The following is an 18114-nucleotide window of genomic DNA, read 5'->3' as shown; positions in this document are numbered from 1 at the left end:
ACTGTCCCCGGCGGCGGCTTCCCTCTCCTGGTCTGCGGCATCATCGATCGCAAATGGCCGCCCCGAACGCGCTTCGCCGGCGCGAACTGCCGCATCCTTGGTCAACGACGACCGTTGCGTTTTGCCGGTCGCGTCCAGCCGCGCGCTTCGCGCTTATCAATAGGCGCACGACTGGTACGGCATGCGCCCGTGGTGGCGAAAATTTCCGCTTCTTCCCGGCCAAGCCCTTGCTCTAGGATTAGTCATTTCAGCTAGGGTGCTCACCCACGATGCGCCCGTGGAATTTCAGAACCACAGCATACAGTGACTGATCCGGGCGTCATGGGGATTTGAGATGGCCGATCGCATTGCACTTTTCATTGATGGTGCGAACCTCCACACCACGGTCAAGAACCTCGGCTTCGAAGTCGACTTCCGGCGACTGCTGTCGGAGTTCGGCAAGCATGGACAGATCGTCCGCGCCTACTTCTACACGGTCGTGAGAGACGACGACGAGTTCAGCAGCCTTCGGCCGCTGGTGGATTGGCTCGATTACAACGGATATGCGGTCAGGAGAAAGTTAGCCAAAACGCACGATGACGGCGAAGGGCGGCGGCGAATGAAGCGCAGCATCGGCATCGAGCTCGCGGTCGACGCATTGGAAATCGCGCACCGCATCGACCACGCGTACCTGTTCTCTGGCGACGGTGATCTGCGCGCCGTTGTCGAAGCCGTCAGGCGGGCTGGTGTCCGCGTGACGGTCGTTTCCAGCATCCGAACAAAGCCTCCCATGATCGCCGATGAGCTTCGCAGGCAAGCTGACGTCTTCCTCGAACTCGAAAGCCTCAGGGCATCGATCGAACGTCCAGCGCACCCGATCGCGCCCGAGTAAAATCGCGGGCGCCTCTTCCGGCGAGGAAGCAAAGCAGCTCTGTTTGTCCGTAAATCACCGAGTTGCGCGAGTCAGGCGCTGACATCACTATCCTCCAAACAACGAAACAGAGGGTAACACCCATGTGGAGGTCGGTTGGCTGCCTGTTGCTGTTCTTGGCGGCGACGAGCGCTGCGATCGCCGAACCTTCCCGGTTCACCTGCGACACGCCGCGGGGCAAACGGGTCGAGCTCGGCCCGTGCGGCAAAGGCGGCGACGCCCAGTGGATCGATGACGATCTCGATACGGTCCGGCCCGCCGTCGTGATCGATGGCGACACCTTCACGGTCACTTGGGGGACATCTGTCGCGGCAGAAGGCAAGGGAGGAGCCAAGCTCACGACCTACGTCTTTGCGGCCGCCCGCCGTACCGCCGCGTCGATCTTCGCGACCCGCACGGACGACACCACGGCCGAGATCTTCCGGTTCTATTTTGGCGACAAGTCGCTCTACAAACTAACGAGCCGACTGGGAGGCCCCTCCGCGGACACCAAGGCCGCGCCCTTCGTTGCAACCTACCTGGCGACCTGTCGCCAGCAGTAGCCGGCTGCCGCCAACCTTAAGATGGGCTTAACTGATCTTTCATGTTCCGGTCCCCGGTGTTGCGGCTCGGCACCAGTTCGCGCGATCACAGAACATCATATAAATCACTGAATTTTAATAAAAATGTTTAGATTTGCGCGCACCGGACCTCGGATGGTTCGGCCCCCACTTAGGCCGCCTGTGTGGCTGAAATGTCATAGGTCGCGGAACTGTCCTTTGTTACCCTTTGGAGGATTCTACATAATATTTTTGTGAGTAGGGGCTGAGATTATGAAGTCGGCATACACGGTCATAGCGTGCCTATGTCTGGCGGCAACGCCAGCATGTGCCGAGGTTTTTTCTATTAATGATGCTTTGCGCCAGGCCATGCAGACCAACCCGGGTATCGGCGAGGCTTCGGCGAACCGGCGGGCGACGGAAAGCGAGCTGCGGCAAACCCAAAGCACACTGCTGCCGCAGGTGCGCATTGACGCCAGCTACGGCCCGGAAAAATTCGATCAATCGCCGGGCTTCATCACCCCGAACATTCAGGCGGCGCCGACCGTGGGTTCAGGACCATGGCGCAATGGCAGCCAGGAATCGGTCGTGGTGCGCCAGCTGCTGTGGGACGGTTTTTCGTCGATCTATGACGTCTGGCGCCAGACCGCGCGGGTCAATGCCGCCGCCTCCCGCGTCAAGGAGAGAACCGAGCTGCTGGCCCTCGACGCCGCCGAAGGCTACATCGACGTCACGCGCTACATGCGGCTGGTCAGTCTTGCCCAGCAAAACGTCGCCAACCACGAAAAGATCTTTTCAAACGTGAACTCCCGCTTCTCGGGCGGCCGGGCGGGCGAAGGCGATCTGGAGCAAGCCCGCGAGCGCGTCGAGGCTGCCCGTGCGGCACTTGCCGAATTCCAGCGCAGCCTGGATGACGCCAGGGCGAAGTACCGCAAGACGGTTGGCCTCGAGCCGATCAATGTTCGCTTCCCCGCCCCTCTCGCGGGATTGCCGCACAGCCGCGACGAAGCGTTGGCGACCACGCTCCGGTTCAACTCGACGATCGCGGCGGCACAGTCCGACGCCGACGCCGCCAAGCACGCGTTCAAGGCCACCGACGGCACCTTCGGTCCGAAATTCTATCTCGAGGGACGGGCAACCCATTACGACAACTCCTACCCATACGTGGCGGCCCCGGGAACTCCCGCCATCACGCATGAGGACTACAGTGGGAAGGTTGTCATGTCGTGGGACATCTTCCGCGGCGGCCAGGACGCGTGGAATCGGTCAGAGAAGGCCGAGCGCTACACCGAAGCCACCATGCGCCACGCTCGCCTGCAACGCGACGCCTATGAGTCGATCGACAAGGCGTGGAATGCCCGTACGATTACGGCCACGCGCATCGGTGCTCTGACCCGTGAGCTGGAAGCAGCCAGGAAGACCATCACGGCCTACCAGAAGGAATACGAACTCGGTCAGCGCTCCCTGATCGATCTCTTGAACGCGCAGAACCAGTTCTTCAACACGTCGGTCTCGCTCACCTCAGCCCGCGGCGTCGTGGTCTTCGCGGACTACCAGCTGCTGGCCGCGATGGGGACCCTGATCGAGTACCTGAAGGCTCCGCCGCCGGTCGATGCTGCGCCGACGGACATGCTTTCGATTGGCCTGCCCCGCTACTCGTTCCCGACCCTTCGCGTGAACCTCCCGCAAACCGGGTCCGAGCCGCTGCGCGTCGCCGTTCCGGCGCCTGTCGCCCGTCCTGCCAAGACCTATGCGGCAGCCCAGCCGAAGGATGTTGGCTTTGCGGACCGCTTCACCGGTGCGACGACGACCGCAGCGGTGCCCGGTTCAGCGGAATGGATGCAGCAGCAAAAGACCGCTGCGGACGGCCCGAACGTCATTTACGCGGACCCTTCAGTCACGGCGAACGCGAGCTCCTATGCGTCGACCAAGCCCCACTGGCTGCTGTCGGCCTTCCCGAGTTCCGCTCGATAGCGACCGCCAACAAGCTCAGGACAGGACTGCCGGAAGGGCCCCAAGTCGGGGCCCTTTCGATTCCTTATTAATCGTTAAGATAAGTTTCGCTGAATTTGTTCGCTGTTTGTTGTAGTCTGCCCGAAATCTAATGCGATTGCTGCATTTCCATTTTGCTTGTCGAGGTTTCAGTTGTTGTTTCGAACCCCCAGCGCGGCGGCCGACGCCGTCCGCCCCTCGCCGGATGACTCAACCTCAAAGCCTGTCGCGATAAATGGGCCACGCGCGCTGGGCGACGATCCCCTCACCGCATCGTTGACTTATCTCGCCGCCCATCACGGCCGCGCGGTCAGCCGCGAAGCTCTGCTCGGCGGACTTCCGATCACGGACGGACGCTTGTCCGTTTCGCTCTATGACCGCGCGGCCAGGCGCGCCGGTCTGGAGACCGAGGCCGTCAAGCGCGACATTTCAGACATTCCCGCGCTGGTCCTGCCGGCCGTCCTCGTCATGAAGAACGGCTCTGCGCTGATCCTTCTGGGTGTGGACCCGGCGAACAGGTCGATCAAGGTCGTTGATCCGGCGACGCCGAACAGCCCGCGCGTCGCCGACATCGGCTCGCTCGCCACGGACTATACCGGCTATGCGTTCCTGGTGAGAAGCGCGCCGCAGGCCGATGCGCGCGCCGTCGCCGCAGGCGACATCCCCAAGAGCCACTGGTTCTGGTCGGTGGTGAAAACGCATTGGCGCAGCTACGGGCACATCGCGGTCGCGGCCTTTCTGACCAACATCCTCGCGCTGGCGACGCCGCTGTTCACGATGAGCGTCTATGACCGTGTCATCCCCAACGGGGCGATCCCCTCCCTGATCGCGCTCTCGATCGGCATGGGGCTCGGCATCGTATTCGATTTCATCTTCCGCATGGTCCGCAGCCGCATGATAGACGTGACCGGCAAGACGATCGACGTTGTGCTGGCCGCAAACATCTTCGAGCACGTGATGTCGGTGAAGATGGCGCAGCGGCCGACTTCGGTTGGCATCCTGGCCAATCAGCTCCGCGACTTCGACTCGGTGCGCGAGTTCTTCACCTCCGGAAGCGTGGTTTCGGCGACCGATCTGCTGTTCGCCATTCTCTTTGTTGGGGTGCTGTTCCTCATCGCCGGACCGCTGGCCTGGATCCCGCTGATCATGCTGCCGCTGGTCATGCTGATCGGCTTCTTGCTGCAGCGCCCGCTCGATCGCGCCATCAAGCGGCTGCAGGCCGAATCCGCCGCCCGGCACGGCGTGCTGGTCGAGTCGCTGTCCGGCCTCGAAACCGTCCGTGCAACCGGCGCCGAGGCCCGCATGCAGACCTTGTGGGAACGCTCGGTTGCCGCGACCGCCCGATCCGGCGAGGACGTTCACTTCTGGTCGTCGATGTCGCTGACGAGCGCGAGCACGGCCCAGCAGATCACGAGCCTGCTCCTCGTCATCGTCGGCATTTTCCTGATCCTCGACGGCAAGCTGAGCGTCGGCGCGCTGGTCGCCGCAAACATGCTCGCCGGGCGCGTCCTGGCGCCGATCGCCGGGATCGCCTCGGTGATCACCAAGGGTACGCAGACGATCACGGCCCTCAAGGCGATCGATCGCATCATGTCGATCGAGCGGGAACGCTCGCCGACCCGGTCCTACGTCGCAAGACGAATCGAAGACGGCAAGGTCGCCTTCGAGAACGTATCGTTCGCCTACCCCAACGCGCCGGGTAACGCGCTCGAAAAGGTCAGCTTCAAGATCGAGGGCGGAGAAAGGGTCGGCATCATCGGCAGGGTGGGCTCTGGCAAGACCACGGTCGGCAGGTTGCTGCTCGGATTTTACGAGCCGAAGGAAGGCCGCATCCTGGTCGATGGCGTCGACTCGCGCCAATACGATCCCTCGGACCTGCGCGCCGGCATCGGCTTTGCGATGCAGGATACCGACCTGTTCTTCGGCAAGCTGCGCGACAACATCGCCCTTGGCAAGCCGGAAGCAACCGACGAGGAAGTCCTGCTTGCCGCGCGGCTTTCGGGCGTCGAAAGCTTCATCGCCGGTCACCCGATGGGCTATGACATGCCCATCTCGGAAGGCGGCCGCAGCCTGTCGGGCGGCCAGAAGCAGGCCATCGGACTCGCGCGCGTTCTGATCCGCAAGCCTCGCGTGCTCTTTCTCGACGAGCCGACGGCGCACTTCGATATTCGCAGCGAACAGGAGTTCCTTGAGCGGCTCAAGGGCCTCAATGATGATCGCATGACCATCATCATTTCGACCCATCGCTTATCATTGCTGAATATGGTCGATCGCTTGCTGCTGTTCGACAATGGCCGCCTGGTTGCCGACGGCCCGCGCGACAAGGTGCTCGCTTTGCTCCAGGGCCGGCCGGCGTCCGCGGCCCCGTCGCCGGAGAATACGATTCAGCCGAAATCCGCATAACGAGCAAATACATTATGGCGTCTTCCGATTTCACATTTGCAAATGATATCCGGTCCGCGGCGCTGCTGCGCACGCCGCGCACCTCCCGCATGCTGCTGTGGACGTCGTGCGCGCTGCTTGCGACGTTCTTGATCTGGGCTCATTTTGCCGTGCTGGACGAGGTCAAGCGCGGCAGCGGCCGCGTCGTGCCGTCGCGGCAGATGCAGGTGGTTCAATCGCTCGAAGGCGGGATCGTCGGCGACATCCTGATCCGGGAAGGCGACATCGTTCAGCAGGGCCAGTCCCTGATGCGGATCGATGATACGAAATTCGCTTCCGAGTTCGGCGAAATCCGCGAGCGCCGCGCGGCGATGGCGGCGCGGGTGGCCCGCCTCGACGCCGAGGCGCGCGGCCGAGCCGAGATCACCTTCCCGGACGATCTCGACAAGATGGTTCCCGCCGCCGTCGCGACCGAGACCAGCGTGTTCAAGATGCGGGGTCAGAAGGTCGCGCAGGACATCGACGTCCTCAACCAGCAGGTCACTCGCCTCACCGGCTCCCTCAAGCTCCTCGAGCGCGAGCAGACCCTGACGCGCAGGCTGTATGAGCAGAAGGTGGTGCCCGAGATCGAGATGCTGCGACTTGATCGGCAGGCAACCGAAATGAAGGGACAGCTGGCCGAAGCGCAGTCGAAGATCGCGAACATCACCGCGTCGTTCCGTTCACAGGCCGACGAGGACCTGGCCAAATCGCGTGCCGACCTCGCCGTGCTCGACGAGAATATCAAGTCCGCCCAGGACCGGGTGCGCCGCACGGATCTGAAGGCGCCGGTCCACGGCATCGTCAACAAACTGAACATCAGCACCATCGGTGCCGTCGTGCAGCCGGGCGCCAACCTGATGGACATCGTGCCGCTGGACGACACGCTGCTGGTGGAGGGCCGGATTCGTCCCCAGGACATCGCGTTTATCCGTCCCGACCAGGACGCGGTGGTGAAGATCAGCGCCTATGATTCCTCGGTCTACGGATCGCTGAAGGGCAAGGTCGAACGCATCAGCGCCGACACCATCGTCGACGACAAGGCGGAAAAGACCGAACGCCAGGAGACCTTCTACCGGGTCATGGTGCGTACCGATAAGAACCATCTCGGCACCGAGCAGCATCCGCTGCCGATCATTCCGGGCATGGTGACCACGGTCGAGGTCTTGACCGGCGAGAAGTCCGTGCTGGACTACATCGTGAAGCCCGCCCGCCTGCTGCGTGACGAGGCCCTGCGCGAACGCTGATCGGGACCACGGATTCCGTGGTTAACCGATCGTGACCTCGGTTCGTTCAATTTCGAACGAACCGGCAAACCCCGGATTGACCGCCTTTTCGACATTCGAGGCGGCGCCCCCCTCCACTTAACTCCGCTTAAGCGGCCAAGGCGCCAGTTTGCGTCCCGATAACAGCGGGGACGCAGATCGACGCACAGACGTTGACGGTCCCCGACATTGGGGACGTCATATGAAGTCGCTGAACTTTGCTTCGTCGGCGGTCATGGCCGCGGCTGCGCTGACAATCGGTCTTTGCGCAGCGCCTGTCGCATTTGCCGCGGACGGGCTCTCTGTCGGAAAACCCGCCGGCGAGCTCGCGCCCGCTGCGGACGCCGCGTCAAACCGCCCGCCTGCCACCTTCTTCACCATCGCCGACGTCCTGGCCAAGCTCGACCGGCAGCGCGGCCGGGGTCCGAACGCCATTCGCACCGCCTCGCTCACACCGCCAAATACCGCGACCGACGCGGTGCCCGCGGCAAAGCCGCTTCCGCCTGTCGGCGCCGAGCCGTTTGGCCTGTTCACCTTCCGCGCACCGGAAAACGGCCTGTGGCGCAAATGGCGCGGCCTCGAATCCGATCTCGCAAAGGAGGCGAGCGTTCTCGAGCAATGCCGCGAGAGCGCGACCGGCTGCCCGTCGCAAGCCGCGCAATTCCTTCGCCTGATCGGCGCGGTCAAGTCCAAAGCCGGACGCGACCGGCTGGATGAGGCCAATCGCGCCGTCAATCAGGCGATCCGCTATGTCAGCGACTTCGCCCAGCACGGCGAGGCCGACCGCTGGACCGCCCCGCTCGCCACCTTCGCGACCGGCAAGGGCGACTGCGAGGACTATGCGATCGCAAAATACATCGCGCTCAGCGAAGCCGGCTTCCCGCGCGAGGATCTGCGCCTGGTGCTGGGCCGCGATCGCGCCATCCGCCAGGATCATGCCGTGCTGGCGGCGCGCCTGGACGGCCATTGGCTGATCCTGGACAGCCGCCGCTCCGAACTGATTGATGACGGCGAGCTCGGCAACTTCACGCCGATGTTCGCGATCAACGACCGCGGCGTGCAGCTGTTTGCGGCACCTTACGCCAAGCGGCTCCCGCTCGGCGATGAACTTGACGCGGCGCCGGCGGCCGCCAATGCGGCGGAGACCGAATGGACCGGCGTGGAAGCGCTGGACGCGGCAAGCCCGCTCTTGGGCTTCCTGCCCGTGCTGATGTGATTGCGCGCAAGAAAGGCGACAATTCAATCAATAAAAATCCGCGGAGAGGTCTCCGCGGATTTTCGATTTTGCTGCAAGCCTAGCCTAGAAAATATGAACGTTCGTGGCCGCCGGCAAGCCGGTGCTCACATGTGCGAGGTCCACCTTGTCGGAGCCTGTACCATTTGCCGAGTACCAGAGCTCATGGGTCGTATTGTTGAAGAAGAATTTGTTCGTGCTTGCACTTTCGTTCCAGGCGCTGGCGTTGTTCTCGGTCCCGCCGGTGACTGCCGATGACGTGAACTGGCCAGCCGTAAGGGCGTTTGAAACGCCCGTCGGCAGGCTCAGGCCGGCCACGTCGAGAAGGAGTGTATCACCGCTGTTGAAATCACTGATGATATCGTGGGCGGTCAGATTGAGAACAAACTTGTCGTCCCCACCATTGCCAGTGAGCGTCTCGTTGGTTGGTCCGGCGACAATGACATCATTGCCGGCCGTGCCCAGCAGGGTCGTGGTGCCATTGATGTTGATATTGATGGTGCTCGACGCCGTGTCGCCGTCACCGTCAATCGTCGACACGTTGAAGCTCAGATCCTCGGAGACGTTCGTGGTCGACGAAACTCCGACGCCAACCAGGTCGACCTTGCCGCTGCCTGTCACGTCCGTGAACTGGACAGTGTAGAGCTGCAGGCCGGCCGGCGCTGTGGGCGTCGACCATTCGGTGGCGACCGTGGTGTGGGTGGAAGGATCGAAATCACCGGATACCGATGTGATGGAGGCGGCGTGCACTCCGTCCCAATAAGATACGACGTAATGGATTTCGTCCCCGCCCTTGTAGTTGGAGAACGTGTAGTTCGCGACCGATTCGTTTGCCGGCGGATGGAACGCCGCATTGCCGACCGGACTGGCGATTGCGCCGCTCGTGAAATCGAACAGCAGCTTTTCATTGGGGTCGAAGTTATTGTTGTCGACGCCCCAACCGTTGGTAGATCCGTTCACACCGCCTTGGCTGCCGCCGGAGGTCGTTCCCGAAACAACCGCCAGTTGATCGGTGTTCGACGAAAGAACCTGCTCTTCCGATGGTCCCGAGCCGAAGGAAGATGAACTGCCGACATTCTGGATCGTTGTCTCCGTGAATGGCTGAAGCAATGTGAATAGGTAGTGACCGGTTGTGTCATCCAGATTCAGCGTGAAGATATTATTCGCTGCTGATGGGGCCGCACCGATATAGGCCGTCAAATTCTGTCCAAACGCGTCGATGGAATAGTGCACGGCCTGGCCATTGAACGTCAGGCCGGCCGGCGCCGTGTTTCCAGTCAAGGTGAAGTCATATGCGCCAAAACCATCGGCGCCGGAGAACACGGGTAGGTTACCTAGCACGGACATTCCCGCGTAATCGGCAATGATTCCATGCTCGATCGTGCCGAAACTCGGGCCGTCGTCGAGGAAGCTGATATGAGTGCTGATGTCGGCGGTGGCCGTCACATGATCGCCATCGGCGTCCGTCAACGTGACCGTCGCGCCGATCTTGCCGGCCGTCATCGTCAGCAGATCGTTCGAACTGGCGGTGCTGTTGTGGTGGAGCGAGAGATAGTCCGCCACATAGAGCTGACCGGTGATCGGATCGATGGCGATCGCGAAGGCCGTTTGGCCCGTCAGGCTGGGGTTGGCGGCATCGTTGCCCACAGTACCGATGATCCGGCCGCTGGCATCCAGCGACAGCGCGATCCCCGTGCCATCCGTCAATGTCAGGCCTGACGCAGCGCTGAGGACGCTCAACGCATAGGTCGTAGACCCCGCGCCGTCAGAGCCGAAGCTGCCGCCGGCCACCGTCAGGATGCTGCTCGCGCCCGTCGAGGCAAAGCTGAGCGCACCGTTGTCAAGTGACGCTGCCGACACGTCGGTGTCGACGCCCTTGTTCGCAACCGTGCTGAACAGCGCGGCGACAGTGCTGGCGGCACCGTTGAACGTGATCGCAGTGGAGCCGAGCACGTCGCTCGCGCCGCCGGTGGTCTGCACGCCGGGCGTCTCGTCCACGCCGATCGTAGCTGCGCTGACCGTCGCTGTCGGCGCCGTCGGGCCGCTATCCTGGATTATGAACACGCCGGTGCCGAGGTCGAGCGGCGTCGACACGCTGTCGCCGTCGGCATCGACGATGGTCTGCATCACCTGCAGCAGGTTGGCGCTCGAGAGCGTCAGCGTCGCCGCATCGTCCGAATTGTTCGGATCGGAGTGCCAGATGTTGTTGACCTGGGTGAAGGTCACGATCCCGGTTGCGGGATCAATGGTGATCGTGAAGTAGGTCGTCGCGCCAACCGAACCGGTGATGGTGTTGCCGGACTGGTTCAACAGAATCTGCGCACCTTGTCCGATACCATCGCCGTCGCCGGCAGTCTTGTCGGTCGCATCGAGCGCATAGAGACCGGAGGCCACGTTCGAGCCCGTCAGCTTCAGCGTGTAGGTCGTCGAACCAGCACCGTCGCTGCCATAGCTACCGCCGGTGAAGTTGTCGGAGAAGTTCGCCGTCACGGAAACAAGCCCGTTCGGCGCCGTGCCGCCCGCGGTGTCGGTGCCAACAGGACGCGTCTCGTCCAGCACGAGCGTGTCGGTCGGGCCGGTCACCGTGCCGGCGGTCGGACCGCTGTCCTGGATCGTGAACACGCCGGTGCCGAGGTTCAGCGGCGTCGTCACGCTGTCGCCGTCCGCATCGGTGATGGTCTGCACCACCTGCAGCAGATTGGCAGCCGACAGCGTCAGCGTCGCCGCATCGTCCGGGTTGGTCGGATCGGAGTGCCAGATATTGTTAAGCTGGGTGAAGGTCACGATGCCGCTCGAAGGATCGATCGTGATCGTGAAGTAGTTGGTGCCGCCGACCGAGCCGGTGATGGTGTTGCCGACCTGGTTCAGCAGAATCTGCGCACCCTGTCCGATACCATCGCCGTCGCCGGCGGTCTTGTCGGTCGGATCGAGCGCATAGAGGCCGGAGGCCACGTTCGCACCGGTGAGCTTCAGCGTGTACGTCGTGCTACCAGCACCGTCGCTGCCGTAGCCGCCGCCGGTGAAGTTGTTGGAGAAATCCGCCGTCACGGTGTCGAGTCCGGTCGGCGCTGTGCCGCCCGCGGTGTCACTGCCAACAGGACGCGTCTCGTCCAGCACGAGCGTGTCGGTCGGACCGGTCACGGTACCTGCCGTCGGGCCGCTGTCCTGAATCGTGAACACGCCGGTGCCGAGGTTGAGCGGTGTCGACACGCTATCACCATCGGCGTCCGTGATGGTCTGCACCACCTGCAGCAACTCAGGGCGCGTCAGCGTCAGCGTCGCCGCATCGTCCGGGTTGTTCGGATCGGAGTGCCAGATGTTGTTGACCTGGGTGAACGTCACGATCCCGGTCGTCTCATTGATCGTGATCGTGAAGTAGGTCGTGCCGTTCGCCGAGCCGGTGATGGTGTCACCGACCTGGTTGAGCACGATCTGCGTTCCCTGTCCGATGCCGTCGCCGTCACCGGCGGTCTTGTCGGTCGGATCGAGCGCATAGAGGCCGGAGGCCACGTTCAAGCCCGTCAGCTTCAGCGTGTAGGTCGTCGACCCAGCACCATCGCTGCCGTAGCTGCCGGCGGTGAAGTTGTTGGAGAAGTCCGCCGTCACGGTGTCGAGCCCGGTCGGCGCCGTGCCGCCGGCGGTATCCGTTCCTGTGGGACGCGTCTCGTCCAGCACGAGGGTGTCGGTCGGGCCGGTCACCGTGCCGGCGGTCGGGCCGCTGTCCTGGATCGTGAACACGCCGGTGCCGACGTTGATCGGCGTCGTCACGCTGTCGCCGTCCGCATCGGTGATGGTCTGCACCACCTGAAGCAGGTTCGCGGCCGACAGGGTCAGCGTCGCGGCATCGTCCGGATTGGTCGGATCGGAGTGCCAGATGTTGTTGACCTGGGTGAACGTCACGATCCCGGTCGTCTCATTGATGGTGATCGTGAAGTAGGTCGTGCCGTTCGCCGAACCGGTGATGGTATCACCGACCTGGTTGAGCACGATCTGCGTACCTTGGCCGAAGTGGGTCGGGTCGGTGTCGGTCGGATCCAGCGCATAGAGACCGGAGGCGACATTCACGCCGGTCAGCTTCAGCGTGTAGGCCGTGTTGCCCGGGCCGTCGCTGCCGTAGCTGCCCGCCGAGAAGTTGTTCGAGAAGTCCGCCGTGACGGTGTCGAGCCCGGTCGGCGCCGTGCCGCCGGCAGTATCCGTTCCTGTGGGACGGGTCTCGTCCAGCACCAAGGTGTCGGTCGGGCCGGTCACCGTGCCCGCGGTCGGACCGCTGTCCTGGATGGTAAACACACCGGTCCCGAGATCGAGCGGCGTCGACACGTGGTCGCCATCCGCATCGGTGATGGTCTGCACCACCTGCAGCAGGTTGGCCGCCGACAGCGTCAGCGTCGCGGCATCGTCCGGATTGGTCGGATCGGAATGCCAGATGTTGTTGACCTGGGTGAACGTCACGATCCCGGTCGTCTCATTGATCGTGATCGTGAAGTAGGTCGTGCCGTTCGCCGAACCGGTGATGGTGTCACCGACCTGGTTGAGCACGATCTGCGTACCCTGCCCGAAATGGGTCGGGTCGGTGTCGGTCGGATCGAGCGCATAGAGGCCGGAGGCCACGTTCACGCCGGTCAGCTTCAGCGTGTAGGCCGTGTTGCCCGCACCATCGCTGCCGTAGTTGCCGCCGGTGAAGTTGTTGGAGAAGTCCGCCGTCACGGTATCGAGCCCGGTCGGCGCCGTGCCGCCTGCGGTGTCGCTGCCAACAGGACGGGTCTCGTCCAGCACCAAGGTGTCGGTCGGACCTGTCACCGTGCCCGCGGTCGGACCGCTGTCCTGGATGGTAAACACACCGGTCCCGAGATCGAGCGGCGTCGACACGTGGTCGCCATCCGCATCGGTGATGGTCTGCACCACCTGAAGCAGGTTCGCGCCCGACAGCGTCAGCGTCGCGGCATCATCCGGGTTGGTCGGATCGGCGTGCCAGATGTTGTTGACCTGGGTGAACGTCACGATCCCGGTCGTCTCATTGATCGTGATCGTGAAGTAGGTCGTGCCGTTCGCCGAACCGGTGATCGTGTCACCGACCTGGTTGAGCACGATCTGTGCACCTTGGCCGAAGTGGGTCGGGTCGGTGTCGGTCGGATCGAGCGCATAGAGGCCGGAGGCCACGTTCACGCCGGTCAACTTCAGCGTATAGGCCGTGTTGCCCGGACCGTCGCTGCCGTAGCTGCCGGCCGAGAAGTTGTTCGAGAAGTTTGCCGTCACGGTGTCGAGGCCGGTCGGCGCCGTGCCGCCCGCCGTATCCGTGCCGACGGGACGGGTCTCGTCCAGCACGAGGGTGTCGGTCGGACCGGTCACCGTGCCGGCGGTCGGGCCGCTGTCCTGGATTGTGAACACACCGGAGCCGAGGTTGAGCGACGTCGTCACGCTGTCGCCGTCGGCATCGGTGATGGTCTGCACCAATTGCAGGATTTCCGGACGCGACAGAGTCAGCGTCGCGGCGTCATCCGGGTTGGTCGGATCGGAGTGCCAGATGTTGTTGAGCTGGGTGAAGGTCACGATACCGGTCGAGGGATCGATCGCGATCGTGAAGTAATCGGTGCCGCCGACCGAGCCGGTGATCGTGTTTCCGACCTGGTTCAGGAGAATCTGCGCACCCTGCCCGAAATGGGTCGGGTCGGTGTCAGTCGGATCCAGCGCATAGAGGCCGGACGCCACGTTGGCGCCGGTGAGCTTCAGCGTGTAGGCCGAATTGCCCGGGCCATCGCTGCCATAGCTGCCGCCGGCGAAGCCGTTCGAGAAATCCGCCGTGACGCTGGCAAGGCCGGTCGGCGCCGTGCCGCCCGCGGTGTCGGTGCCGGCAGGCCGCGTCTCGTCGAGCACGAGCGTGTCCGTTGCGCCAGACAGCGCGCTCGCCGTCGGGCCGCTGTCCTGGATGGTGAACACACCGTTGCCGACATCGAGCGGCGTCGACACGTGGTCGCCGTCCGCATCGGTGATGGTCTGCACCACCTGCAGCAGGTTGGCCGCCGAGAGCGTCAGCGTCGCTGCATCGTCCGGGTTGGTCGGATCGGAATGCCAGATGTTGTTGAGCTGGGTGAACGTGACGATGCCGGTCGTCTCGTCGATCGTGATCGTGAAGTAGTTGGTGCCGCCGGCCGAGCCGGTGATGGTGTCACCGACCTGGTTCAGCAGAATCTGCGCACCCTGCCCGAAATGGGTCGGGTCGGTGTCGGTCGGATCCAGCGCATAGAGGCCGGAGGCGACGTTGGCACCGGTGAGCTTCAGCGTGTAGGCCGTGTTGCCCGCGCCGTCGCTGCCATAATTGCCGCCGGTGAAGTTGTTGGAGAAGTCCGCCGTCACGGTATCGAGGCCGGTCGGCGCGGTGCCGCCTGCGGTGTCGCTGCCGACAGGCCGCGTCTCGTCCAGCACAAGGGTGTCGGTCGGACCTGTCACCGTGCCCGCCGTCGGGCCGCTGTCCTGGATCGTGAACACGCCGGTGCCGACGTCGAGCGGCGTCGACACGTGGTCGCCATCCGCATCGGTGATGGTCTGCACCACCTGAAGCAGGTTCGCGCCCGACAGGGTCAGCGTCGCGGCGTCATCCGGATTGGTCGGATCGGCGTGCCAGATGTTGTTGAGCTGGGTGAACGTCACGATCCCGGTCGTCTCGTCGATCGTGATCGTGAAGTAGGCGGTCCCGCCGACCGAACCGGTGATCGTGTCACCGGATTGGTTCAGCACGATCTGTGCACCTTGGCCGAAGTGGGTCGGGTCGGTGTCGGTCGGATCGAGCGCATAGAGGCCGGAGGCCACGTTCACGCCGGTCAACTTCAGCGTATAGGCCGTGTTGCCCGGACCGTCGCTGCCGTAGCTGCCGGCCGAGAAGTTGTTGGAGAAGTCCGCCGTGACGGTGTCGAGGCCGGTCGGCGCGGCGCCGCCGGCAGTGTCGGTGCCGACAGGACGGGTCTCGTCCAGCACCAACGTATCCGCCGCCGCGACCACCGTGCCGGCGCTCGGGCCGCTGTCCTGGATCGTGAACACGCCGGTGCCGACATCGAGCGGCGTCGTCACGCTGTCGCCGTCGGCATCGACGATGGTTTGCACCACCTGCAGCAGGTTGGCGCCAGACAGCGTCAGCGTCGCCGCATCGTCCGGATTGGTTGGGTCGGAGTGCCAGATATTGTTGAGCTGGGTGAATGTCACGATCCCGGTCGAGGGATCAATGGTGATGGTGAAATACGTCGTCCCGCCGGCCGAGCCGGTGATCGTGTTGCCGACCTGGTTCAGCAGAATCTGCGCGCCCTGCCCGATGCCGTCGCCGTCGCCGGTGGTCGTATCGGTCGCATCAAGTGCGTACAGACCGGACGCCACATTCGCGCCGGCGAGGTTCAGTGTGTAGGTCGTGTGGCCCGGGCCGTCGCTGCCATAGCTGCCGGGCGTGAAGTTGTTGGAGAAGTCTGCCGTTACGGAATCAAGGCCGGTCGGCGCCGTGCCGCCCGCGGTGTCCGTGCCAACCGGACGGGTCTCGTCCAGCACCAGGGTGTCGGTCGGGCCGGTCACCGTGCCGGCGGTCGGGCCGCTGTCCTGGATCGTGAACACACGGGTGCCGACATCGAGCGGCGTCGACACGCTGTCGCCGTCGGCGTCGGTGATGGTCTGCACCACCTGCAGCAGGCTGGGGCTCGACAGCGTCAGCGTTGCCGGATCGTCCGGATTCTTCGGGTCAGAATGCCAGATGTTGTTCGACTGCGTGAAGGTGACGATCCCGGTCGACGGATCAATGGTGATGGTGAAATACGTCGTCCCGCCGGCCGAGCCGGTGATCGTGTTGCCGGACTGGTTGAGGACGATTTGCGCGCCCTGTCCGATGCCGTCGCCGTCGGCAGTGGTCGTGTCGGTCGGATCCAGCGCGTAGAGACCCGAAGCCACGTTCGAGCCGGTGAGCTTCAGCGTGTAGGCGGTATGGCCGGGTCCGTCGCTGCCGTAGCTGCCGGACGTGAAGTCGTGGGAGAAGTCCGCCGTTACGCTGGCAAGCCCGCTCGGCGCAAAGCCGCCCGGCGTGTCGCTGCCAACCGGGCGCGACTCGTCCAGCACCAGCGTTTCGGCCGGGCCTTCCTTCTCGATCACCGTGCCGGCCGTCGGACCGCTGTCCTGAATTGTGAATACGCCCCCACCGAGGTTGATCGGCGTTGTCACGCTGTCGCCGTCCGCGTCAGTGATGGTCTGCACCACCTGCAGCAGGCTGGCGCTGGAGAGGGTCAACGTCGCCGCGTCATCCGGGTTGGTCGGATCGGCATGCCAGATGTTGTTGACCTGGGTGAAGGTCACGATCCCGGTCGTCTCGTTGATCGTGATTGTGAAGTAGGTCGTGCCGTTCGCCGAGCCGGTGATGGTGTCACCGGACTGGTTCAGCACGATCTGCGCACCCTGCCCGAAATGGGCCGGGTTGGTGTCGGTCGGATCCAGCGCATAGAGGCCCGAGGCGACGTTCGTGCCGGTGAGATGCAGCGTGTAGGCGGTGCTGCCGGCACCGTCGGCGCCGTAGCTGCCGCCGGTGAAATTGTTGGAGAAGTCCGCCGTCACGCTGGCGAGGCCGGTCGGCGTGGTGCCGCCCGCGGTGTCGCTGCCGACGGGGCGCGTTTCGTCGAGCACCAGCGTGTCGGTCGCGCCGGTCACCGTGCCCGCCACCGGACCATCGTCAAGGATCGTCAGATGCGAGCCGACGTCGACGCTCGCACTTGCCGACTGATTGTTGTTGTCAGTCACTGTGGCGGTCAGCGTGATCAGACCCGACGCCAGCGTGATCCCTTCATTGAAGTTGCCCGGTGTTGCCTCATGAACCGCGCGCAGATCGGTCAGCGTCACATGACCCGCGGTGTCAACCGAGACCGTGAGGACCAGATCGCCACTGATCGCCGTGCGGCCTTCCACGACGCCGGCCGCGTTGACCGTCAGCAGAACGTGCTGACCGGTCGCCGAATCGATCAGACCGGAATCTTCGTTCGGTGTCGTGACCGACAGCGCATAGGTCAGCGACTGCTGGCCGCCCGGTACCGTGACGTTGAACGACACCTGCACAGACGCGACCGTTGCCCCTGCTGGTCCGAGCCCCGAACCGGCGACACCATGGTTGGTGGCCGCGGTCAGGAAGCTCTCGTCGACAATCAGCGCCGACAGGGGGTTGCCCGAAATGGTCGGAGGCGGAGCAATGCCCAGCACGAAGCCGGTCGGCGGCACAGGGGTCACGAGGTTCGGCAACTCTTCCTGCGGCGCCAACACGTTGGTCGGCACAGGAGCTAGCGGATCAACCGCAAACGGGCGGAAATCCGCGCCGCTCGCCTGCGCGTTGCCGTTCGAGTTGCCGCCATTGTCGGCCGCCGGCAACACGGAGGCATCCGTGGTGATCGGAAACAGACTGGCGAATTCCTGGACCGAGACCTCGCGTCCCGGCGCCATCTCGATCGTGACATTCTTCTGTCCATCCGTACGGGAGTCGAAGAACGGCTCAACCGTGACGGTCGACTGGTTGTCGAACAGGATGATCAGCTTTTCGCCGACGTGGACCAGCGTGATCTTTTCATTGGCGATCGACGAAAAGTCGACCTTCACCTTCTGGTCGTATCCAAGATTGACGACCACCGCCTGATCGGTCAGCGGCTTGGTCAGCTTGTAAATTCGTACGGGAGCCGAATTGGTGGAATTGCCGGTGCCGGTTGCCTGAGCGACCTGAAACGAACCCTGCATTATCAACTCCGCAAAATG

The 18114-nt window shown here is 63.7% G+C and carries 7 protein-coding genes; 6 read left to right on the top strand and 1 reads right to left on the bottom strand.

The genetic code is table 11. From position 1 onward, the window contains the following. The first annotated feature begins 334 nt into the window (after positions 1 to 334). From ACVIHF_RS09215 to ACVIHF_RS09190, 6 genes are all read left to right on the top strand, one after another. On the top strand, positions 335 to 871 hold the full coding sequence (locus tag ACVIHF_RS09215) for a LabA-like NYN domain-containing protein (protein ID WP_253609343.1): 537 nt from the start codon (positions 335 to 337) through the stop codon (positions 869 to 871). Between the two features lie 122 nt (positions 872 to 993). Further along, complete coding sequence (locus ACVIHF_RS09210; protein WP_456791930.1) at positions 994 to 1452, top strand: hypothetical protein; 459 nt, start codon at positions 994 to 996, stop codon at positions 1450 to 1452. 270 nt (positions 1453 to 1722) lie between these two features. Continuing rightward, positions 1723 to 3423, top strand: a complete 1701-nt coding sequence (locus ACVIHF_RS09205) for a TolC family outer membrane protein (protein WP_456791929.1) — start codon at positions 1723 to 1725, stop codon at positions 3421 to 3423. A 294-nt stretch (positions 3424 to 3717) separates the two neighbouring features. After that, on the top strand, positions 3718 to 5844 hold the full coding sequence (locus ACVIHF_RS09200) for a type I secretion system permease/ATPase (protein WP_456780975.1): 2127 nt from the start codon (positions 3718 to 3720) through the stop codon (positions 5842 to 5844). A gap of 14 nt (positions 5845 to 5858) precedes the next feature. Then, on the top strand, positions 5859 to 7109 hold the full coding sequence (locus ACVIHF_RS09195; RefSeq protein WP_018270880.1) for an HlyD family type I secretion periplasmic adaptor subunit: 1251 nt from the start codon (positions 5859 to 5861) through the stop codon (positions 7107 to 7109). A gap of 220 nt (positions 7110 to 7329) precedes the next feature. Continuing rightward, a complete protein-coding gene (locus ACVIHF_RS09190) occupies positions 7330 to 8343 on the top strand; it encodes a transglutaminase-like cysteine peptidase (protein ID WP_253609347.1) in 1014 nt (337 codons plus the stop codon). Positions 8344 to 8427: 84 nt separating this feature from the next. On the opposite strand, the gene ACVIHF_RS09185 is transcribed toward ACVIHF_RS09190, so the two are convergent. Beyond that, positions 8428 to 18096 (bottom strand): DUF5801 repeats-in-toxin domain-containing protein, encoded by a 9669-nt coding sequence (locus ACVIHF_RS09185; RefSeq protein WP_456791928.1) that lies wholly within the window; start codon positions 18094 to 18096, stop codon positions 8428 to 8430. Positions 18097 to 18114 lie beyond the last annotated feature (18 nt).

The sequence above is a fragment of the Bradyrhizobium sp. USDA 4506 genome (assembly GCF_054058795.1).
Note: the sequence above shows the minus strand (reverse complement) of the source record. Positions and strands in the feature narration are given on the sequence as shown.